A 22,201-nucleotide genomic window follows, 5' to 3' on the forward strand; every position below is an offset into this window, starting at 1 on the left:
TCGTAATTGAACAATAATGAACATTTGCGGTGATTTATGCAAACTTCTCCTCAGTCCAATGACAAAATTTATGATCTTGCCGTGATTGGTGGTGGTATCAACGGTGTTGGTATCGCAGCTGATGCATCAGGTCGTGGTTTGTCTGTGTTCTTGTGTGAAAAAGATGATCTGGCAAGCCATACATCTTCTGCAAGCAGTAAGCTGATTCATGGCGGCTTGCGCTATCTTGAACATAAAGAGTTTCGCCTGGTACGTGAAGCATTGGCCGAGCGTGAAGTACTGCTGGCAAAAGCGCCGCATATTATCCGTCCAATGCGCTTTATCATGCCGCACCGTCCGCATTTGCGTCCGGCATGGCTCATCCGTACCGGTTTGTTCTTTTATGACCATCTTGGTAAACGTGAAAAATTATTGGGTTCAAACAATGTCTACTTTAAGGAAGACAGTCCGTTAAATGCGGCCATTACCCGTGGTTTCGAGTATTCCGACTGTGCCGTGGACGACTCGCGTCTGGTGGTACTGAACGCCATGCATGCCCGTGAAAAAGGTGCCGACATCGTGACACGTACCCGCTGTTTATCGGCCCAACGTGAAGGTCAGTACTGGGTGGTTGATCTGGAAAATGAACAAGGTCAGTTCCAGATTAAAGCCAAGGCTTTAGTGAATGCTGCTGGCCCTTGGGTAGCGCAATTTATCAAGCAGGATTTACAGCTTAAATCACCATACGGTATCCGTCTGATTCAGGGTAGCCATATTATCGTGCCGAAGCTGTATGAAGGCGATAAGGCATTTATCATGCAAAATGATGACCGCCGTATTGTGTTTGCCATTCCGTATCTGGATCAGTACACCATGATCGGAACCACTGACCGTGAGTACCAAGGTGATCCGGCACAAGTGAAGATTACACAGCAAGAGATTGACTACCTGATTGAAGTGAGCAATGCACACTTTAAAAACCAGTTGACTCAAGCCGATATCGTGTCGACTTTTGCGGGCGTACGTCCATTATGTGATGATGAATCGGATAATCCATCGGCCATTACCCGTGACTATACTTTAGCTCTATCAAAAGAATCGGCCGAGCAGGCACCATTACTTTCAGTGTTTGGCGGCAAACTGACCACTTACCGCAAGCTGGCAGAGTCTGCCATGCAGCAGTTAAAACCATTCTTCCCAGACATGAAAGGAAGCTGGACAGCAACTGAGGCGTTGCCGGGCGGGGAAAATATGGAGTCGGCAGAGCAGCTGGCAAAAGAAATTCGCGCACAGATGACCGATGCTTCTGAAACTTTGGCAAAACGTTGGGCATCTGCGTACGGTTCACGCATCTGGAACATTGTTGGTGATGCTACTTCGGTTGAGCAGCTTGGCCAGCATTTTGGTCAGGGTCTATATGCCAATGAGGTTGATTACTTGTGTGCCGTGGAATGGGCGACTAGCAGTCAGGATATCTTGTGGAGACGAACCAAACTGGGTTTGAACTTTGCTGAACACGAGATTGAAAGCCTGACTGCATACTTGGCACATAAACCGAAGAAAACGGTTGCCGCTTAAGCCTTGACATAAAAAAAGCCCCCAGATTTAGGGGGGCTTTTTTATTAGTATTTAAATTTTAGTGCAACAGTATAATTGGCCGGTTCGCCGTAGAATGCCTGACCATCAGTAAAGCTGTTTAAATATTTTTTATCGGTAACATTGTCAGCATTGGCCTGAATGCTAAAGTTAGGGCTGACTTCATAACTTGCCATCAAGTTCAGCAAGGCATAATCCCCCTGTTTCAGGTAAGTCGAATACGTCGGGTCAAAGCGGCTAATCTTGCTTTGCCATTTGACGCCGGCCCCGACTTTCAGTTTTGGTAACTGGGAAGGAGAGTAGGTGGTTAACAGGTTAAAGCTTTGGGTTGGGTTATAGGTTCTGGCTGCCCCTCCATTTTTCAGGTCTTGCAGGCTAAACTGGGTGTAACCGAGCGCGATATTGACCTGGTCGGTGAGTTGACCGGCCAAGCCCACTTCGATACCTTGTGAGCGTAAGTCACTGATTTTAGAAGTACGGTTGAGCGGGTGGCTGTCAGTTGGCCGAAGTGGATAGTTATTTTCCTCAGTTCTGAACACGGCCAGTGTGCCAGTCAGCTTATTGTCTAACCAGGCGCTTTTTACCCCGATTTCGTAGCTCTTACCTTCGATTGGTTCTGCGACTTTACCGGTAGTTTCATCCACTGAGGTTTGTGGGCGGAAAATCGAGGTATAGCTCATATAACCTGTATATTCAGGGCTAAAGTTATAGGTGATACCTGCATAAGGTGAAACTTTGCTTTCATCATAATTCATCGGTGAGCTATAGCTTGAGCCTTCACTTTTGGCCTGTACATAGTTTGCACCGAGGGTCAATTTCAGGTCTTCATTTAAATGCAGACGGGTTGCTGCATAGACGGACTGATTCCGCTGGGTGTAGTCGGCTGCCTCTGTTAGCGCACTCCATGTGACATTATTGGGTGTCCAGCTTGCCCAGCCGGTTGTACATTGGGTCGGATAGAGATTGGGTGCTGTACCACGGGTACATGTCCCGATATTGCGATCGAGGATTGTGCCTGATTTCTGCTTATCTTTTTGTTCGCTTTGAGAATATGTGTAACCTACAATGGCTTCATGTTCACGTCCTAAAAGATCGAATTTGCCCTGCAGGTTAAAATCGGCAGTTTGCAATTTATTATGTTCGGTTCCGCCCCAGGCTGTAAGATCGACATCGGAACCATCAGCCTTTGGATAACCGGAGTAGTAAAGTAACTGGCTTTGACGGTCTTTTTCATTATAGTTATAGCTGAGATTGGCAGACCATGTATCCAGAAACTTCTGTTTTAACTCAATAAAGGCATTGCGGGAGGTATTGTCCCAATGGGTCCAGTCCGGATTCGGATTATAAGAGCGGTCATAACCGATCTGCTTGCCGGTAGAGTCCATCAGCGGCAAAGCCCCCCAGTTGTTGGCATTGGGTTTGTTCTTTTCCTGACTGGCACCTACTGTAAGTAGGGTAGTGTCGCTAAGATCGGCCTCTACAACCCCGGCAATCCCGTTTTTTTCAGATCTATAGCGATCCAGATACGAGTTGCCGCTTTGTTCAAAACCGGCAAGGCGACCACGAATATTGCCACTTGGTGTCAGGCTGCCAGATACATCCGCTTCGTAGCGTTGGGTATCCCAAGAGCCATAACTCAGTCCTGCATTGGCCTGTAACTCCTTGGTCGGGCGTTTGCGGATATAGTTAATGGTTGCGCTCGGGTCGCCAAAGGCATTGGTCAGTGCATCGGCACCTTTGATTACTTCAATGCGGTCATAAAAAAAGCTGTCCGGATTGGTGTCATTATAATTCCAGGCACTGGCAGGGAAGCCGACGCCATCCACCAGAATATTGGAAATTTCAAAGCCGCGCGCCATATACACAGAGCGTTCGGTTTCTCCCGAATTTACAGTCACTCCCGGAGTATTTTTTAAAATATCCCGGGAACTGGTAAGAGCAAAATCATCTATCTGCTGGCGTGTCACAACATTGATGGTCTGCGGAATTTCCTTGGCTTCAATATTCAGCTTGGTTGCACTTGAGCTGTTTTTGATGGTGTAGGCTCTGGTTTTTTCACTGCTGTCATCATCTTGGGTGGCTTGTACTTTAATGGCTGGTAGCTGTTGCGAGGCATCATCCAGTGCATAACTATAGGAGCTGATGCTGGCCAGCGTAGCGATAGCTAAAAAAAGTGGGGTACGTTTAAATTGAGGGGAGGAGCTCATACCTACAACCATGTAAATGAGAAATATTATTATTACAATTATTGTTAATATTCGTTAGTTTTGCAATTTGTTTTAACTTGCGTTTAATGGGAATAGTTAAGGCTAAGAGCAGGATTAATAGAAAATTTCGACAAGCCACAAAAAAAGGCCACCGAAGTGACCTTTTTGTTCTCTTTAAACCTTCTTTATGAAAGAAGGGGCTAGAGCATTACGCAGATTTAACTGCCGCCAACAATTCATTTTGACGGTCTTTAAGCGCTTGAGGTAAGCGGTCACCAAGCTTGGTAAATAACTCAGTGTGGCTTTCAAGTTCCTTGATCCATTGATCTTTATCTTGCGCTGTAACCGTGTCGAATTGCTCTTTCGAGAAATCAATACCGGTCCAGTTCAACTGTTCATAAGTTGGAACATAACCGATAGGTGTTTCAGTCGCTTCAGCGCGGCCTTCACAACGATCAATGATCCACTCCAGAACACGCATGTTTTGACCGAAGCCAGGCCATACGAAGTTGCCTTCAGCATCACGGCGGAACCAGTTAACGTTGAAGATTTTTGGTAATTTATTACCAGCAGCTTCAGCTTTCGCACCGACTTTTTTGCCCATTTCTAACCAGTGACCGAAGTAATCAGCCATGTTGTAGCCAGCAAATGGAAGCATTGCGAAAGGATCGCGACGCACGATACCTTGTTGGCCAACGGCAGCAGCAGTGGTTTCAGAACCCATGGTTGCCGCTTTATAAACGCCATCCACCCAGTCAAATGCTTCAGACACCAAAGGCACGGTATCTGCACGACGACCACCAAAGATGAAGGCAGAGATTGGTACGCCTGCCGGGTTTTCCCAGTCAGCATCAATTGAAGGACATTGTCCTGCTGAAACCGTGAAGCGGGCATTTGGATGCGCTGCTTTTTCACCTTCAACATGAGGCTGGCCTTTCCAGTTGGTCAGGTTGGCCGGAACTTCTTTAGAAAGACCTTCCCACCATACTTCGCCATTGTCTGTTACGGCAACGTTGGTATAGATGACATCTTTATGCAATGTTGCCATGCAGTTCGGGTTGGTTTTGGTGTTGGTACCTGGTGCCACGCCGAAGAAACCGGCTTCAGGGTTGATCGCATATAAGCGGCCATCTTCACCCGGCTTGATCCAGGCAATATCGTCACCTACGGTTTCAATCTTCCAGCCTTCATAGCCTGCTGGTGGAATCAGCATGGCAAAGTTGGTTTTACCACACGCAGAAGGGAAGGCCGCTGCGATGTAGTGTTTTTCACCTTGTGGATTGGTCACGCCTAAGATCAGCATGTGTTCAGCTAACCAGCCCTGTTCGCGGCCCATTGCTGAAGCAATACGTAATGCCAGACATTTTTTGCCAAGTAGTGCATTACCGCCGTAACCAGAACCATACGACCAGATTTCACGGGTTTCCGGATAGTGAACAATATATTTTTCGTTATTGCATGGCCATGCAACGTCTTTTTGACCTTCTTTAAGCGGTGCAGCAACTGTGTGTACACATGGGATAAACTCGCCATCTGTGCCTAACACGTCATACACTGCCTTGCCCATACGTGCCATTTTTGTCATGCTGACTGCAACGTAAGGTGAATCTGTTAATTCGATACCGATATGCGCAATGTGGCTGCCTAAAGGACCCATCGAGAAGGGAACCACATACATGGTACGGCCTTCCATTGCACCGTCAAATAATCCATTGAGTTTTGCACGCATTTCTGCAGGAGCAACCCAGTTATTGGTTGCGCCAGCGTCTTCTTGATTTTGCGAGCAGATATAAGTGCGGTCTTCAACACGAGCAACGTCAGAAGGGTCAGAATTTGCAAGATAAGAACCAGGATGTTTTTCTTGGTTAAGTTTTTGCATGGTGCCGTTCGCGATCATCAAGTCCATGAGACGTTGATATTCTTCTTCGCTTCCGTCACACCATTCGATCTTTGCTGGTTTGGTTAATTTTGCAATTTCTTCCACCCATGCAATCAGCTTAGGGTGACGAACGAATTCTGGTGCGTTCACTTGGGTCATGGTGATGCCTTTTTAAAGTGTGTACTACGTACAAGTTCTATCTACTGGATGGCAGTGAGACAGATGAAGTAAAAAAAGTGGCTGTATTAAAGCATAAAAACAGACAAAATATAAGACTAAAGAATAGGGTGATCACTTTGATGGAGATATCTTGCATGGTTTTATCTTATTGATTTTTATTTTGTTTTACATTTTATATTTTATTATTTTGTATTTTTATATATGTTATTTTTGTTTTAAATTTTATTTAAAAACAACAACTTGATTTATTTTTTGATTTTTTGAGAATTATTATTGATTCTATGAATGATGACCATCCAAAATTTACATAAACCCGCTTTTATTTGTTGATTTTGTAAACAAAAATAGGCAAATAATCTTTGTTAAGGTTGAGATTTATGGCCTCAAATGTAAAGCCTTTGTCTATTATTTATAATCAAAAATCAGGTTTTCATGCGGCACAACAAGATGAAGAATATGAGCGGCTGATGACCTTCTGGACCCAATATGGATTTGAAATTCAGGTTTTTGAGCTGAGCTCCCAAGCCAGTTTTGATGAAATGATGCGGCAGGTCTTGGCCCGACATCAGCAAAGCGGCTTACGTGGGGTTGTGGTTGCCGCAGGAGGAGACGGAACCCTGAATGCCGTTGCAAAAAAACTGATGCATACCGATATCCCGATGGGCATTATTCCTCTGGGGACATTTAATTATGTTGCACGGGTCCTGAATATTCCGCTTGACGTATTTCAGGCTGCCGAAGTCATTGCAACAGGTGCCATACAAAAAATACATATTGCCACAATCAATGACCAGATTTACCTCAATAATGCCAGTTTGGGACTGTATCCTTTATTTATCCAGAAGCGGGAACGGTATAACCGGCGTTTGGGACGGCTGCCTCTAAATGCCTATACGTCCGGGCTGGATGTACTATTGCGCGAGCATAAATCATTAAAACTTGCAATTACGGTGGATGGGCACAAGTATCCTGTGGCGACGCCCTTGATTTTCTTTGGCAATAACCAGTTGCAACTGAGTGATATGAAATTGCGAATTGCCGAGTGTGCTGCCAGCGGCAAACTGGCCGGGGTGGTGGTGGCTAAAAGTGACCGGCTCAGTTTGCTGAAAATGTTGTGGAAGCTGATACAGGGCAAAATTGATCAGGCTTCTGATGTCTATTCATTTTGTGCCGAACAGATACAGGTCGACTGTAAAAAGCCCAAATTAACGGTTGCACTGGATGGAGAGCTGGTAGAGATGCAGACACCCTTAAAATTCTCGGTTGAAAAATCGGCATTAAAAGTGATGGTTCCACATGCTGCTCCATCTGTCTGACCTGCATTTTGGAACAGAGCGTGAAGCTTGCATGCGGGCAATCCAGCAATTTTGCCAGCAACAACGCCCTGAAGCGGTGGTAGTCAGTGGTGATCTGACCCAGCGTGCACGTTTGAAGCAGTTTTATGCCTGCCGTCAATTTCTGGATACACTGTCAATTCCTTATCTGGTTGTACCGGGCAATCACGATATTCCGCTCTATCATGTCTGGAACCGTTTTTTTTCGCCCTTTGTCCGTTATCAGGCCTTTTTCGGGCGCATGGAAAGCACCTTGGAGACTGAACATTTTTATCTGGTGGGAGTAAACAGTATCCGGCGGCGCTACCATACGCGGGGACATGTTTCTCTGGAACAGATTCATGAGACCTATGAGCGCCTGCATCAGGCACCGGCAGATAAAATCAAAATGGTGGTGTTCCATCAACCTTTTTATACCTTTCCCAATGAGCATGGCGATAAGGATTGCCCGGTACTGGGGAAAATCGCTTTGGAACAGTGGGGGAAAACCGGACTATTCGGTTTATTGCATGGCCATCTGCATAAGGTCGCGGTGCATGATCTCAACCAGGTTTTTCAGCTGGGTTTTCCTCATCCGATCCTGGACATTCATGCCGGAACAGCCACCTCCAGTCGGTTACGCTTTGGATTAAGCAACAGTTTTAATGTGATTTCGGATCAGGGGCAGGTTGAGCATTACTGGTTCGATGAGTCGCTTCAGTTATTTGTGAAAGCGCAAAAAGTTGTTTAATTCAGCACAATTGCATACTTGTGTACAAAAAAGCATCTATAAATAGAATTTTTTTTCATTTTCCCCTTGAAGCCTTTTTTTTCATCCCCAAAAAAGTGGCATATCAAAATTTTATATGTGTTGCCAAGAACTGGTGACACACATTAATCAATAAGACTAAGTCTGATGGAGTTAAATATGAGCAACATTCGTCCATTACATGATCGTGTTGTGATTCGTCGCGTAGAAGAAGAAACCAAAACGGCTGGTGGCATCTTGCTTCCAGGTTCTGCTGCTGAAAAACCATCTCAGGGTGAAGTCATCGCAGTAGGTAATGGTCAGATCACTGACAATGGTGTTCGCGCTTTGGACGTTAAGGTTGGTGACAAAGTATTGTTCGGTACTTATGCAGGTACAACAGTCAAAGTGAGTGGTGAAGAACTCTTGATTATGAAAGAGTCAGATATCTTAGCTGTGCTTGAAGGCTAATCGACACATAACTCAAATTTATTATCAGATTCAGTAATTAAAAAGATTCGGAGTTTAACATGTCAGCTAAAGACGTAAAATTTGGTGATTCAGCTCGCTCAAAAATGATTGCAGGTGTAAACGTACTTGCAGATGCGGTAAAAGTGACATTGGGCCCTAAAGGCCGTAACGTTGTTATCGACCGTTCTTTCGGTGCGCCACACATCACTAAAGATGGTGTGACTGTTGCAAAAGAAATTTCTTTAAAAGACAAGTTTGAAAACATGGGTGCTCAACTTGTTCGTGAAGTTTCTTCTAAAACTAACGACATCGCGGGTGACGGTACCACAACTGCAACTGTACTTGCTCAAGCAATTTTAAATGAAGGGATCAAATCAGTAACTGCTGGTATGAACCCGATGGATTTAAAACGTGGTATCGACATTGCAGTGAAAACTGTAGTTGAAAATATCCGTACCAATGCAAAACCTGCAGATGACTTCAAGGCAATTGAACAAGTGGGTTCAATCTCTGCGAACTCTGATACCACTGTAGGTAAGCTGATCGCGCAAGCGATGGAAAAAGTGGGTAAAGAAGGTGTAATCACTGTAGAAGAAGGCTCTGGCTTCGAAGACGCGTTAGACGTTGTAGAAGGTATGCAGTTTGACCGTGGTTATATCTCTCCATACTTCGCCAACAAGCAAGACACCTTAACGGCTGAACTTGAAAATCCGTACATCCTGCTTGTTGACAAGAAAATCAGCAATATCCGTGAATTGATTACAGTATTGGAAGCGGTTGCAAAAACTGGTAAGCCTCTGCTTATCATCGCTGAAGATGTTGAAGGTGAAGCGCTTGCAACACTGGTTGTGAACAACATGCGCGGTATTATCAAAGTATGTGCGGTGAAAGCACCTGGTTTTGGTGACCGTCGTAAAGCAATGCTGCAAGACATCGCGATCCTGACTGGCGCGACTGTGATTTCTGAAGAAGTTGGTATGTCTTTAGAGCAAGCTTCTCTGCAAGATTTAGGTACTGCACACAAAATCACAGTATCTAAAGAAAACACTGTAATCGTTGATGGTGCTGGTAATGCTGAGCAAATCGCTGAGCGTGTTCAACAGATCCGTGCACAAATCGAAGAATCTACTTCTGAATACGATAAAGAAAAACTTCAAGAACGCGTTGCCAAATTGGCAGGCGGTGTTGCAGTCATCAAAATCGGTGCAGCAACTGAAGTTGAAATGAAAGAGAAGAAAGATCGTGTTGACGATGCACTTCATGCAACGCGTGCAGCAGTTGAAGAAGGTGTTGTTGCAGGAGGTGGTGTTGCATTGGTTCGTGCAGTTAATGCATTAGATGGCCTAAAAGGTGCCAATGACGACCAGACTGCCGGTATCAATATTTTACGCCGTGCAATCGAAGCGCCACTTCGTCAAATTGTTGCCAACGCAGGTGATGAGCCTTCAGTTGTGATCAATGCAGTTAAAGGCGGTGAAGGTAACTTCGGTTATAACGCTGCAACTGGCGAATATGGCGATATGCTGGAAATGGGTATCCTTGACCCGGCTAAAGTAACGCGTTCTGCACTTGAACACGCAGCTTCTGTTGCCGGTTTAATGTTGACGACTGAAGCAATGATCACGGATATTCCAGAAGACAAACCAGCTGCTCCAGATATGGGCGGTATGGGTGGTATGGGCGGCATGATGTAAGTTGCTCATATATAGTTTAAATTGTTGTAAATCAAGATGATTTAAACTAAGAGTTTTTAACTTGCTCACGATGTTACTCGCATTTGAGTTGGTTATAAAAAGGTCGCAAATTTTATTTGCGACCTTTTTTAATTTTAGAGTTCCTTATATCTATTCAAAAGAAGAAGGGGACGAGATACGTTTTAGTGATCATTTTAAAACGTTTTCGTGAAGATCAGCAGAAGAGCCAATCCATTGAATAATTGATTATAAGGACTAGAACAAATCGGTTTAAAAATAATAGTTATGCTTATGTTTAGCAGGAAAAATTAAATCTTTATACTCAACCAGATAGTTGGGTAGGCGTTAAAATTATGTCATTCAATCCTATATTTCATTCATAAGTTTGATTTGACTCTCATGCATTTCTTGTCTTAGCCAGTTTAAAAAGATGGTCTTTCTTGGGTCTGTTTCAAAAGCGGTATGTGATAATAAATAATAAGAAGTTCCGTCTTGTACCGGAGGTGATACTTTTTTTAATAAATTGCACTCTAATTCCTTCTCAATCATATAAATTGAAATAATGGTATCACCTAAGCCAGCTAAACAAGCTTCAAGACACAGATAAAAGTGTTCCAGTTCAGTTTTTGTATAGTTACTTAAAAACTCTTTTAGCCCAAAGATTTTATTCATATTTTTAAAAAAATTGGGTCTTGATGTAGAAATGAGTAGTTCTGTATTGGGAGGCGCCTTTGTTTTTTGTGTAATTACGATATATTCATCTGCAATTTTTTCACTAAAGATATGATCACCCCAATTAAAATCATTTCGCCGTATTGCAACATCAATTTTATTTGTCTCAAAGTCAACAATACCTCCTCCTGTCAGTAAAACGATATCAAAATCATGACCTAATTCTTTGAACCTGGATAATCTAGGAATTAACCATTTCATTGAAATTGTAGGTTCACAAGATAGGATCAACTGTTTTTTCTCATGATTTGTTAATTTAATCAAACATTCATCAAGTTGGCTGAAAAGGCGTTGACAATGATTAAATAAAATTTCTCCTTCCGGTGTAACGACTAAAGTTTTATTTTTTCTCACAAATAAAACAATATTTAAAGAATCCTCAAGGTTATAGATTTGTTTGCTTACTGCACTTTGGGTAACAAATAATTTTTTTGCTGCTTGAGTAACGCTTCCATACTTGGCAACGAAGTAAAAAAACTTCAAAGAATTCAGAGATATTCGTTCAATCATTCCATAAACTCATATGAGATCAGTCATTTTTCTCAATTTTTATTTTTTAATTTTTATACAAAAATAAAAACACTCTAAATCAAGATTCAAATTAAAGCTATGGAAAATATGATTAAAATTGATATATGTTCAGCTAAATTTATAGAGAACTATAGATATTCAACAGAAATTATTAACCAGGGCTATACATTTATTGATTCAAATACATTCCAAAAAATACAGGAAGAATATAATTTTTTCAACGTATGTGAGCAAGATGCAGCCGAATTTATTGCGAGTTGGAATGATCTTGAGATGGATCAATACATGTCAGACAAAAGAAAGTACAGAACAAGGAAGCATGCAACTTTTGTAATTCATAATCCTGATAGAATTATTCTAAAAAATAATTATATTCCGCATTTTCAAACTGTTGATTACAATCCTCTAAATGAAGGTATTGCTCGCTATTTCACGGAAATAGATAAAAAAACGATAGAAAACCCTATTTTTAAAAATTTACTTCAATTTGCATATTTCACTTTCTCAGAAATCAAGTCAGAAAACTGGTTTATAGAGGTTCATCAATTTCGGATCAAAGCACAGCCCAATGATTTTGGTAAGCCCACGCCCGAAGGAATTCATCGTGACGGTGTAGATTTTGTACTCATGGCCCTCATTAATAGGCAAAATATCCAAGGGGGTATGACTCGAATTTATAACTTGAATAAAATTTTAAAAACTGAATTTATGCTACAAAACTTTTTAGATATTGCTTTAGTTGATGATCATCAAGTTTACCATAGTGTTACTGAAACCAGGGTAGATGATATCGAGAGATATCAAGTTGGCCTGAGAGATGTTTTAGTCATCACGTTTAAAAAGGTATAGTTGAAATGGGGGAGTTCATTGCTGTCATTATAATTACTGTTTTAGCTGTTGTTAGCCCAGGAGCTGATTTTGCTGTTGTAACCAGAAATAGTTATTTATATGGAAGAAGCGTAGGGATTATTACTGCACTAGGAATATCAACTGGTGTTCTGATTCATGTCGCCTATACCATACTGGCTTTAGCTTTCGTTATGAAATATACACCCCAACTTCTTAATATAATTAAGTATATTGGTGCAGGCTATCTGATCTATATCGGTTATAAGACATTCACTCAAAAACCTATACTTGATACTGGATCTTTGTCCGTAATCAATTCTTTTCAGGCTTTAAAATACGGGTTTTTTACCAATGCATTAAATCCAAAAACTACATTATTTGTCGTAAGTACATATACCCAGATTATTAGTATATCTACCCCTAAAATCATACTTTTGGGGTATGGTATTTTTATGTCTTTTACTCATTTTTTTTGGTTTTCTCTTATTTCCATACTTTTTTCATCAATGCTCTTACGGCAAAAAATGTTAGCTAGACAAGTGCAAATGAATAAAATAATTGGTTTTATTTTATGTATGCTGGGAATTACACTTCTTTTTGCTAAATTCCAGTGAAATCATAAATATCAATAAAAATAGCCTTTATGGATAGGGAAGGTTGAAGCGAACATGTTTTAATTCAATCAAATAACTTGCAAGATATTTGTATTTTTAGCAGATCGGCTCGTTAATTGACACGATGTAATTACATCAATGTCTGAATAATAATCCCTGTCTATGCAGGGATTTTTTTATGTACCAAATATTGAATGTTTATTTAAATAAAATAATCACCCAGGTAAAAAAGATCATCGCTAAAGAAACAAATTGCGCAGCGCTACCCATATCTTTGGCATTTTTAGACAGCTCATGTTTTTCCAGCGAAATACGGTCAACCACGGCTTCAATGGCAGAATTAAACAGTTCCACAATAATCGCCAGTAGACACACCGCGACCATTAAGGCTTGTTCCAGCGCCGAAACGTGTACAAAAAAGCTGAGAGGAATCAGGACGACATTGAGCAAGATCACTTGTCTAAACGCAGCTTCATGACTAAACGCTGCTTTAAATCCGGCCAGTGAATAGCCCGTTGCATTTAAAATCCGTTTGAGACCATTTTTGCCTTTATAGGGAGAGTAGGGGGTCATTGCGTTTTGGAGAGATTGAGGAAAGTTTTAGTATAAATCCAAACATGTTGCAGTAAATTGGCAATATGTCGCATGCGTGTACAAATACAGACAGTTTTTTGCCATCTTATGTTGTCTCGTTTGCATTTATGAATTGTCAATTTACCTGCAGCTAAGGATAATAAGACTTGATCTATTCAGGAAAAGTGCTGCATGAAAATTATCGCAGATGAAAATTTGGCATTTACCGATTATTTCTTTGCGGAGTTTGCAGAAATACAGCATCGGGCTGGGCGTACCATGACACATCAGGATGTGCAGGAGGCAGATGCACTATTGGTTCGTTCGGTGACCAAAGTGAATCATGCATTGATTGATCAGAGCAAAATTAAATTTGTCGGCAGTGCCACGATTGGAACCGATCATCTTGATATTCAGGCTTTACAACAACACAACATTGCCTGGAGTAATGCGCCGGGCTGTAATGCACAAGCGGTTGCGGAATATGTGATTACGGCTTTACTGCATTTAAATGCCGGTTTATTAGAAAAAAATAAGGACTTCACTTTAGCGATTGTTGGTCTGGGCAATGTGGGCAGCCGTCTTGCTGTGATGGCGCAGCTATTGGGCTGGAAGGTGATTGGTTATGATCCGTATGTGCAACTTGCCGGGATTGAAAATGTTTGCTTTGAGGCGTTGTTAAAACATGCCGATGCCATTTCAATTCATGTGCCTTTAACGGTGTCTGGTGAGCATCCAACCAGGCATTTATTTGATGCGGCTGCATTTGCGGCAATGAAACCATCCGCTATCTTAATCAATAGTGCCCGTGGAGCTGTGGTTGAGCAAGCTGCATTGATGGCAGACATTGCAACGACTCAACGTCAGGTCGTGCTGGATGTATTTGAGTTTGAACCAGAAATTCCAGTACAGTTACTGGATCTGCTGGCATTGGCGACCCCGCATATTGCCGGTTATAGTCTGGAAGGTAAGGCCCGAGGCACACAGATGATTTATGAGGCGTTTTGCCAGACTTTTAGCTATGAAGCAAATAAGCGTTTTGAGAGCCAATTGCCAAAGGTACCGCAATATTTTGAACAGCAAGACGTAAAAGCGGCACTGAAGCAGCATCTGATGCAGATTTATGATATTGCTGCCGATGACCGGCAACTGCGTGCCTGTGTCCGGGATGGTAAGGTGGAACAGGCCGCATTTGATCTGCTTCGAAAAAATTATCCGTTACGCCGCGAATGGGCTGCGCATGGTGGACCAAAAGCATGAGCCAGACAATGAACAAATACCAACCCACTTGCTCAATTGAAGCATTAAAAGCACGTGCAGCGATGTACCAGAAAATTCGCCAGTTTTTTGCGGAACGTCAGGTACTTGAAGTGGAAACACCGGTCCTGTCACAGGCCGGAGTAACCGATGTACATCTGGCTTCAGTACAGGTGCAGCGCCATATTCATGGCAAATTAAATACCCAGTATTTACAGACCTCGCCTGAGTTTCCAATGAAACGCCTACTGGCCAGTGGTAGTGGCCCGATTTATCAAATCTGTAAAGTGTTTCGTGACGATGAACATGGGCGCAAGCACAACAGTGAATTTACCATGCTGGAATGGTATCGTCCGGGTCTGGATTTAAAGGCACTGATGTATGAAACGGCCGATCTGTTAGAAACCTGTTTGGCACATCGTTTTGGCGAAATTCGTCCAATCGTGCTCAGTTATAAGCATGCCTTTCAGGAGCGTCTGGCGATTAATCCGTTGCAGGCAACCTTAAAACAACTCAAGGATACCGCCAGTCGTGTTGGTCTGAATCTTGACCTGGGCGATGATCGTCTGGGATATATGGACCTGCTATTCTCACACGTTGTGGAGCCAAGTCTCGGTTTTGACGCTCCTGTGTTCTTGACCGATTTCCCGCCAGAAATGGCATCACTGGCCAAGGTAAGACCGGATGAAGACGGAGAACTGGTTGCAGCACGTTTTGAGGTCTATATTGAAGGTTTAGAGCTGGCCAATGCCTATGATGAATTGCTGGATGCAGCGGTGCTGGCTGCCCGTTTTGAGGCAGATAATGCAGCGCGTGCCCAGCAAGGTTTGGCCGTGATGCCAACCGATCAATATTTGCTGGCCGCTTTGCCGAATATGCCGGAATGTTCGGGAATTGCCTTGGGGATTGACCGTTTACTGATGGTGGTCATGAATCAGGTCAGGATTGATCAGGTGATTGCTTTCCCGGCCGAGATCGCATGATGAAGCACAGGGCAATCTGCATGGCTAGACCAGTATGCCTCAGTTAACCCAAAACGAAACCAGCCTAAACCCGGTACGGGGCTAGGCTGGTGTTCATTTAACAGCGGCCTTTCTTGGCCTGTCCTGGCGGACAAAAGTCACCATGACCATCATGATAACCTTCAGGGTCGATAACCACACTGCCATGTGGTGTATGTACTGCACAGGCCGACAGACTGAATGTAAAGAGCATACAAAGATAAACTGATATTTTTTTCATGGTTCCGTCCGGTATTTTTATTGCTTTCCTTATGACTTTAAATCGATCAGCAATTTTTTACCAGATCGGGAATAATCTTTTTTTAAATGTGTTTTCTATCTCAGTTGGGTGCGCAATACCGTCCTAAAACCGACATGGGTTGCAGCCAGGTCAAATTCCTGAGGGTAACGACTGCTATTGCGATAACGTGCACAGAAATTAGAGGCGCATAAAAAAGATCCTCCTTTGAGTACGTACTGGGTGGCAATGCTATTGTGCTGGCGCAGGTCGGCATAATTTCCCATGTGCTGATCATGGGCACCGTGATAGACCGAAGCGGTCCATTCCCAGACATTACCGATCATGTCATAGAGTTGAAAGGCGTTGGCCGTATAACAGCCGACGGGTGCAACACCTTCAAAATGATCTTCTACGGTATTATTCAGGGGAAAATCACCTTGCCAGTAATTGGCTTGCGGATGTTGATGGGCATCCTGTGGTGCTTGGTGTAAAGGTGTATCTGTTTTTGAACCGGCCTTGGCTGCGTATTCCCATTCCAGCTCGGTGGGCAAATCACGGCCTAACCAGACGGCATAGTGTTCTGCATCGTTTTTGGTGACATAGCGTACAGGTTCAGAGGGCAGAGCGGCTTGACCTTTAGGGCCATTCGGGGTCTTCCAGGTATAGTTAGCTTTCAGTTGCCACCATTGATTCGGGTGATTCAGATCAGGAGAAAACACCGCCGCCTGCTTCTGCTTTTCTGCATCGGTAACGTAGCCAGTCGCTTTGACAAAACGGGCAAACTGGGCAACTGTGACCTCGGTTTGATCTATCCAGAAACCTTCGACTTGACGCTCTCTGGCGCCAAAATTGAGTTCATCCGGATAGGCCTGATTAGAACCCAGTGGAAAGGAGCCTTTAGGAATCCAGACCATTCCCGCTGTTTGTTGATCCGGCCATGCATCTGGTAAGCCAGAATACTGCCGGCATTGTGATAAAGTGCCCAACCGTACCGCTACAGGCGCCGTTTGTTGCTGGGAAAGATCTGCGTCAGGCTTGGTTTTATCGCAGCCTGTGACCAGCGACAGGCTGCAGATTAAGATTAAAAATGGTGACCATCTCATTGAGGAAAGTATTCCTTGACACCATTTTGCCGGGTATATTGGTGATATACTTCTACCAGTTCTTGCAGCTTCGCCGGATTACTCTGGGCAAGGTTGCGGGTTTCGCCCCGATCATGTTTCAGGTTATACAGTTCCCAATTGCCTGTACCCAGTTCAGCCGTGCCTTGTAAGGCGATTTTCCAGTCGCCTTGACGTGCATATTTACTGCCATGCAATTCATCGGCAAAACTAAAGTTGGCCGGACGAATCGCCTGGGCTTTGTTTTCAAGTAGCGGTTTCCATGAATAGCCGCTCGGGGTATTCACCTGACGACCTTTATATTGGCCCTGTGGCACAGCAATATTGGCATAATCTAAAACCGTCGGGAAAACATCCAGCACCGAGGCAAATCCATGATGCGTGCTTTGTGCCTGGGTTTGATAAGGGAGTTTTACAATGGCAGGGGCAGTGGTCGCACCTTCACCTGCCGTATCTTTCCACAAATGAAATGGCGCAGCACTCACTTCTGCCCAGCGTGGTCCGACATAATGATATGAACTTGATGTACCCACATTGGCGACGCTGTTGTCAAAGCCTGATTCGGCGCCATAGTTGAAACGGACAAAACCTTCGGCACCATTATCTGAAACAAAGAAAATGAGGGTATTGTCATATAAATTATTGCGTTTGAGATATTGAATCAGTCGGCCAATATTGGCATCCAGATTTTCCACCATACCCGCGTAGATTTCCATTCTACGTGCTTCCAGTGCTTTTTGTTCAGCCGAAAGCTCGTTCCATCTACCATATTTTTGTGGGGCATTTTGCGTGGCAACCGGTTCTGCGGCAATAAAGTTGGCCGGAATCAGGCCGAGCTGTTTCTGGCGGGCAATACGTGCATCGCGAATCACATCATAGCCGACGTCATAAACACCACGATAACGGTCACGATATTCAGCAGGGGCTTGTAAAGGCCAATGTGGTGCAGTATAAGCCGCATAGGCAAAGAAGGGTTTACCTGAGTTTTTACCTGACTCCAGATAACTGATCAATTTGTCTGTGAAATAGTTGGTCGAGAAAAAATCATCTGGTAAGGATGAAATCGGTACTTCTTTGCCATCTTCGGTATAGGTGGCATTACGCTTGTAGGCAGCCGGTGCCTGTTTAAAATGCAAATCCAGTCCTTGCAGCAAGGTAAAGGAATGGTCAAAACCTTTGGCATGGGCATTGCTTTCAGGGGTTAAGCCCAGATGCCATTTTCCGCTGATATAGGTTCGATAACCATTGTCTTTGAGAACTTCGGCAATCGAAAGTGAACGTTCATTCAGATAGCCTTCATAACCGGGCTGGCCAGCTAAGTGTTTAGGTGTCAGCTCGGCCATCGCGCCAATACCCGCCAGATGGTGGTCAGTCCCCGAAATCAGTTGTGAGCGGGTAGGAGAGCAGGTCGGTGCAGTATGATAATCCGTTAAAATACGGCCCTCCTTGGTCAGGGCATCAATATTGGGGGTGTGAATTTCCCCACCAAAAGCGCCTAAGTCTGAATAGCCCAAATCATCCGCCATGATAAATAAAATATTAGGCTGTTTCCGGGTTTCAGCTACAGTCCCGGATTGTTTGGAATCTTCATTATTGCAAGCTGAAATCGAAAGGCTAAACAAAGCAATCGACAAGGTAGTGAGAAGGCTGTTACGAGGCATGCGATTCGACTTCATCTGTTAAAATCATGAAGCCGAGTTTAGAGAGATGATTTTTATGATAAAAATAATTAAAATTTGATTATTAATCTAAAAAAAAGAAAAGCCCCGCAAATGGGGCAAATATTGCATTTAAAAAGGCAGCTTGGTCAACTGGTTAAGAAAATGCGGAATGACGCGAGGTTCCAGAATAATGGTCATCACGACACCATAGGCAGCTCCCCACAGGTGGGCACTATGGTTGATATTGCTGTTACCGCGTTTGCCGGACCAGATACTATAGGCTACATATAAAATCGCAAAAATAATTGCAGGCACAGGGATAAAGAAAACAAAAATCAGGTTCCAGGGCTGGAACAGGATATAGGCAAATAACACTGCGGAAACAGCGCCGGAAGCCCCCAGACTGGCCCAGCGCGCATCATGACGATGTTTCAGGTAACTTGGCAAGATCGCAACAATTAGACCACCCAGATAAAATAGGACAAAGCCCATGTCATAGAAAAACTGGCGGTAAAAACTTTCAATGATATTGCCAAAGAAAAATAGCGTAATCATATTAAACAATAAATGCGTTCCATCGGCATGGATAAAACCATGAGTAATAAACCGGTCATATTGTCCACGCTGCATGGCTGGCGGCCAGAAAATCAGACGGTTCATCACAGCCTGATTGGAGAACGCCAATAAGGAAATTGCTACAGTAATAATAATCAGGGTCACAGTGTGACCAAAGGGTAGATGTAACATAAATAGTTTAAATTGATCAGTGTCTAGGCAATAATGCCATTAAAAACTTAATAAACAATGATCTTGCATAGAATTCCTACAAAAATGGTTGATTTTTTTTAATTACCCTCCATCTTCGGTTAATATAACGACATCAGCTTGAGGATTATTGTTATGTCGACTGAGAACACCAACACTGCTGTCGCAGAAGAAATTCCAAACCTTTTGATTACCCCCTCTGCACAAGAGTATTTAAGTGATTTATTAGCAAAGCAGAATACTCCAGGGATTGGCGTTCGTGTGTTTGTAGAAAATCCGGGTACTCCACGTGCTGAATGTTGTATGGCTTATAGTGCCCCTGAAGAAGTGGTACCAACCGACTATAAGCAGGACTATCCAGATTTTCCTGCCTATATCGATGCGCCATCTATTCCGTATCTGGTCGATGCGGTAATTGACTACAATAAAGACCGTTTTGGTGGTCAATTGACTTTCCGTGCACCAAACTCGAAAGTACCGCGTGTCGGTCCGGATGCCTCAATTGAAGAGCGCATTACTTATGTATTACAGTCTGAAATTAACCCTGGCTTGGCAAGCCATGGAGGAAACTGTAGTCTGGTTGAAGTCCAGAACGATCCGGAACACGGCATGACTGCCGTATTAAAATTCGGTGGTGGTTGCCAAGGGTGTTCTGCGATTGATGTCACCTTAAAACAAGGCGTGGAAACCACTTTAAGACAGCATGTACCAGAACTGCAACGTGTCGTAGACCAGACAGACCATACCCAGGCCGAAGGCGCATATTTTAAATAAGCTTGTGTCTGAGTGTCTGCATGATCAAAAGCCCTTTCGAGGGCTTTTTTTATTTGTACAGGCTGACTTGAGTTGCTTTGAATACAGCCAGATACGTTCTGGCTGGACTTCATCCAGTCTGGTCATGCTGCATAAATCCAGCGCAAACAAGGCCGGTTTAAGAATGGTTCCTGCTTGGGCTACCGGATTGGTTCTAGGTTTTACCAAAAAAGCAGACAAAATAAAAACCAAACACAAGCATTCCAGATCAGGATGAACAAGTAAATGAACAGCAAACTATGGATAGGACTTAGTCTGGGCATCATGAGCTTGGCAAGTTATGCACAACATCCGCAAGCCGATGTCATTGTCATTCATGCAGATGTGCGGACCTCTAATCCTGCGAAGCCCAAAGCACAAGCATTTGCCATAAAAGCAGGGAAATTTCTGGCCGTGGGAGATAACCAGTTCATTCAACAGATGGCAACACCGCAAACACAGATCATTAACGCGCAAGGACATACGGTCATTCCTGGCCTGACCGACGCACATACACATTTTGGAAGTGGAATGGAAATTGCCCAGGGTGTTGATCTGTATGGTATTGATGACCGGGCTGAATGGTTGAAACGGATTGCAGAACGTGACCGGCAGTTACCTAAAGGGCAATGGATGACGGGAGGGCGCTGGGATATCAGTTTGCTGTCAGAGCAAAGCATGCCGACACGGCAGCAGCTGGATGCCGTTGTGCCAGACCGGCCGGTGGTCTTGCTGGATATAGACTACCATACGGCATGGCTCAATACTAAAGCGATGCAGTTGCTGGGGATTGATCGTAACACAGTGGCTCCTGAGGGAGGCGAAATCGTTAAAGACCAGTACACAGGGGAGCCAACGGGATTATTTAAAGAAACTGCGGCAACACAACTGGTACGTAAAAATCCTGTTTATTTAAAAGCGGTGGTTGCTGGAACCGATGCACTGCCGGTGCTGAAAAAACTGGTTGCACATTTTAACCGGTTGGGTGTGACCTCGGTGCATGATATGTGGAGAAGTGACTGGTCGGTTTATCCTGCCATGTTACAGCAAAGCCAGCCTTTACCTATGCGGGTCTGGTTTGGCTATATGGCAGATACATCGGCAGAAAAAACCACAACAGCGCAATTTGCCGAGTATGCAGCCCAACGGGATAGGCTCAATGAGCAATTTAAACAAAAAGAACAGCAATGGTTGCAAGGTCCCCAGTTCCGTTTTGGTTATCTCAAATACTTTGTTGATGGTACTTTACTGAACTATACCGCAGCATTGAATGGGCACTATGCCGATCGCCATGATTTTAATGGTGAGCCGGTCAGTTCGCAGACCAAATTAAACGATTTGGTCAGTAAGGCGAATGCGGTGGGTTTTCCAGTTGCGATGCATGCGATTGGAGATAAAAGTGTCGACATGGCCCTAAATGCGATTGAAAGCAGTCCCCGCCATCATAAGTTTGCCAATCGCATTGAACATATTGAAGTGATGAGTGAGACTGCGATGCCTCGTTTTGCCCAGTTAGGTGTGGTGGCCTCGATGCAGCCTGACCATGCCATTTCCGGTAATTACCAAGAGTCGCGTCTGGGCGAGGCACGCATGCCATATAGCTATGCCTGGCAGTCTTTATTAAGTAGCGGGGCGGCTCTGGTACTGGGCAGTGACTGGCCGACGGCACCAGAAAACCCGATGTTACAGCTCAGCGATGCCATATTCCGCGAACACAATGGAAAAACCCGGTATAGCGATAATGCCTTGAGCCTTGATGAAGCTTTATATGCCTATACACAGGCACCTGCCAATATTGCAGGCTGGGGAAATGAAACAGGCAGTATCAGTGTAGGGAAATGGGCAGATTTTGTAATTTTGCAAGGAACTCTAAAGCCTCCACTGCCAAAAAACCTGAAAGACTGGCAGGTGGCTGAAACCTGGTTTGCTGGCCGCCAGGTTTATGCTGTGTCAAACCGAACAGAATGAAGCCAGCTGAATGGTTACTTTTATCGGTT

At 43.9% G+C, this 22,201-nt stretch carries 20 protein-coding genes; 11 read left to right on the forward strand and 9 right to left on the reverse strand.

The genetic code is table 11. The features are described 5' to 3' along the window. Nucleotides 1–36: 36 nt before the first annotated feature. The gene (glpD, locus tag OC23_RS00305) at nucleotides 37–1,557 is read left to right on the forward strand and encodes a glycerol-3-phosphate dehydrogenase (RefSeq protein WP_038341962.1); all 1,521 of its coding nucleotides are present in this window, start codon (nucleotides 37–39) and stop codon (nucleotides 1,555–1,557) included. 44 nt (nucleotides 1,558–1,601) lie between these two features. On the opposite strand, the gene OC23_RS00310 is transcribed toward glpD, so the two are convergent. Together OC23_RS00310 and OC23_RS00315 are read right to left on the reverse strand one after the other, a co-directional pair. After that, nucleotides 1,602–3,794, reverse strand: a complete 2,193-nt coding sequence (locus OC23_RS00310; RefSeq protein WP_038341963.1) for a TonB-dependent siderophore receptor — start codon at nucleotides 3,792–3,794, stop codon at nucleotides 1,602–1,604. A 196-nt stretch (nucleotides 3,795–3,990) separates the two neighbouring features. Further along, nucleotides 3,991–5,820, reverse strand: a complete 1,830-nt coding sequence (locus OC23_RS00315) for a phosphoenolpyruvate carboxykinase (GTP) (RefSeq protein ID WP_038341964.1) — start codon at nucleotides 5,818–5,820, stop codon at nucleotides 3,991–3,993. A 398-nt stretch (nucleotides 5,821–6,218) separates the two neighbouring features. Between OC23_RS00315 and OC23_RS00320 the strand changes: the two genes are divergently transcribed. From OC23_RS00320 to groL, 4 genes are all read left to right on the forward strand, one after another. After that, nucleotides 6,219–7,157 carry a diacylglycerol/lipid kinase family protein gene (locus tag OC23_RS00320; RefSeq protein ID WP_038341965.1) on the forward strand — a complete coding sequence of 313 codons (939 nt, stop codon included), beginning with the start codon at nucleotides 6,219–6,221 and terminating at the stop codon, nucleotides 7,155–7,157. Further along, nucleotides 7,138–7,905 carry a metallophosphoesterase family protein gene (locus tag OC23_RS00325; RefSeq protein WP_038341966.1) on the forward strand — a complete coding sequence of 256 codons (768 nt, stop codon included), beginning with the start codon at nucleotides 7,138–7,140 and terminating at the stop codon, nucleotides 7,903–7,905. Before OC23_RS00320 ends, OC23_RS00325 begins: the two co-directional genes overlap by 20 nt. A gap of 177 nt (nucleotides 7,906–8,082) precedes the next feature. Next, nucleotides 8,083–8,373 carry a co-chaperone GroES gene (groES, locus tag OC23_RS00330; RefSeq protein ID WP_004652030.1) on the forward strand — a complete coding sequence of 97 codons (291 nt, stop codon included), beginning with the start codon at nucleotides 8,083–8,085 and terminating at the stop codon, nucleotides 8,371–8,373. A 59-nt stretch (nucleotides 8,374–8,432) separates the two neighbouring features. Beyond that, nucleotides 8,433–10,067 (forward strand): chaperonin GroEL, encoded by a 1,635-nt coding sequence (groL, locus tag OC23_RS00335; protein WP_038341967.1) that lies wholly within the window; start codon nucleotides 8,433–8,435, stop codon nucleotides 10,065–10,067. Nucleotides 10,068–10,433: 366 nt separating this feature from the next. Here groL and OC23_RS00340 read toward each other — a convergent pair whose 3' ends face one another. Next, nucleotides 10,434–11,309 (reverse strand): LysR family transcriptional regulator, encoded by an 876-nt coding sequence (locus tag OC23_RS00340; RefSeq protein WP_038341968.1) that lies wholly within the window; start codon nucleotides 11,307–11,309, stop codon nucleotides 10,434–10,436. A gap of 108 nt (nucleotides 11,310–11,417) precedes the next feature. Between OC23_RS00340 and OC23_RS00345 the strand changes: the two genes are divergently transcribed. Together OC23_RS00345 and OC23_RS00350 are read left to right on the forward strand one after the other, a co-directional pair. Next, nucleotides 11,418–12,179 carry a 2OG-Fe dioxygenase family protein gene (locus tag OC23_RS00345; protein ID WP_052209117.1) on the forward strand — a complete coding sequence of 254 codons (762 nt, stop codon included), beginning with the start codon at nucleotides 11,418–11,420 and terminating at the stop codon, nucleotides 12,177–12,179. Between the two features lie 5 nt (nucleotides 12,180–12,184). Beyond that, the gene (locus OC23_RS00350; protein ID WP_038341969.1) at nucleotides 12,185–12,793 is read left to right on the forward strand and encodes a LysE family translocator; all 609 of its coding nucleotides are present in this window, start codon (nucleotides 12,185–12,187) and stop codon (nucleotides 12,791–12,793) included. Nucleotides 12,794–12,991: 198 nt separating this feature from the next. Here the strand turns inward: OC23_RS00350 and OC23_RS00355 are convergent, their stop codons facing one another. Further along, complete coding sequence (locus OC23_RS00355; protein WP_038341970.1) at nucleotides 12,992–13,366, reverse strand: diacylglycerol kinase; 375 nt, start codon at nucleotides 13,364–13,366, stop codon at nucleotides 12,992–12,994. 192 nt (nucleotides 13,367–13,558) lie between these two features. Here OC23_RS00355 and OC23_RS00360 point away from each other — a divergent pair, with 192 nt between their 5' ends. Next, the gene (locus OC23_RS00360) at nucleotides 13,559–14,626 is read left to right on the forward strand and encodes a 4-phosphoerythronate dehydrogenase (RefSeq protein ID WP_038341971.1); all 1,068 of its coding nucleotides are present in this window, start codon (nucleotides 13,559–13,561) and stop codon (nucleotides 14,624–14,626) included. Then, nucleotides 14,623–15,606, forward strand: coding sequence for an EF-P lysine aminoacylase EpmA (gene epmA / locus OC23_RS00365; protein ID WP_038341972.1), 984 nt, complete (start codon nucleotides 14,623–14,625; stop codon nucleotides 15,604–15,606). Before OC23_RS00360 ends, epmA begins: the two co-directional genes overlap by 4 nt. A 97-nt stretch (nucleotides 15,607–15,703) precedes the next feature. Here epmA and OC23_RS19215 read toward each other — a convergent pair whose 3' ends face one another. From OC23_RS19215 to OC23_RS00385, 4 genes are all read right to left on the reverse strand, one after another. Next, complete coding sequence (locus tag OC23_RS19215; RefSeq protein WP_038341973.1) at nucleotides 15,704–15,865, reverse strand: hypothetical protein; 162 nt, start codon at nucleotides 15,863–15,865, stop codon at nucleotides 15,704–15,706. Between the two features lie 95 nt (nucleotides 15,866–15,960). Beyond that, a complete protein-coding gene (locus tag OC23_RS00375; RefSeq protein WP_038341974.1) occupies nucleotides 15,961–16,968 on the reverse strand; it encodes an SUMF1/EgtB/PvdO family nonheme iron enzyme in 1,008 nt (335 codons plus the stop codon). Then, nucleotides 16,965–18,647 carry an arylsulfatase gene (locus OC23_RS00380; RefSeq protein ID WP_038341975.1) on the reverse strand — a complete coding sequence of 561 codons (1,683 nt, stop codon included), beginning with the start codon at nucleotides 18,645–18,647 and terminating at the stop codon, nucleotides 16,965–16,967. The genes OC23_RS00375 and OC23_RS00380 overlap by 4 nt, the downstream gene beginning before the upstream one ends. A 129-nt stretch (nucleotides 18,648–18,776) precedes the next feature. Next, nucleotides 18,777–19,394 carry a rhomboid family intramembrane serine protease gene (locus tag OC23_RS00385; RefSeq protein ID WP_038341976.1) on the reverse strand — a complete coding sequence of 206 codons (618 nt, stop codon included), beginning with the start codon at nucleotides 19,392–19,394 and terminating at the stop codon, nucleotides 18,777–18,779. A gap of 153 nt (nucleotides 19,395–19,547) precedes the next feature. Here OC23_RS00385 and nfuA point away from each other — a divergent pair, with 153 nt between their 5' ends. After that, a complete protein-coding gene (gene nfuA, locus OC23_RS00390; RefSeq protein WP_038341977.1) occupies nucleotides 19,548–20,186 on the forward strand; it encodes a Fe-S biogenesis protein NfuA in 639 nt (212 codons plus the stop codon). 24 nt (nucleotides 20,187–20,210) lie between these two features. Here nfuA and OC23_RS00395 read toward each other — a convergent pair whose 3' ends face one another. Continuing rightward, on the reverse strand, nucleotides 20,211–20,405 hold the full coding sequence (locus OC23_RS00395) for a hypothetical protein (protein ID WP_152607781.1): 195 nt from the start codon (nucleotides 20,403–20,405) through the stop codon (nucleotides 20,211–20,213). Nucleotides 20,406–20,450: 45 nt separating this feature from the next. Here OC23_RS00395 and OC23_RS00400 point away from each other — a divergent pair, with 45 nt between their 5' ends. After that, entirely contained in the window at nucleotides 20,451–22,172 is a 1,722-nt protein-coding gene (locus OC23_RS00400) for an amidohydrolase (RefSeq protein WP_038341980.1), read from the forward strand. The last annotated feature ends 29 nt before the right edge of the window (nucleotides 22,173–22,201 follow it).

This window comes from Acinetobacter sp. A47 (assembly GCF_000805455.1).
Lineage (GTDB): Bacteria > Pseudomonadota > Gammaproteobacteria > Pseudomonadales > Moraxellaceae > Acinetobacter.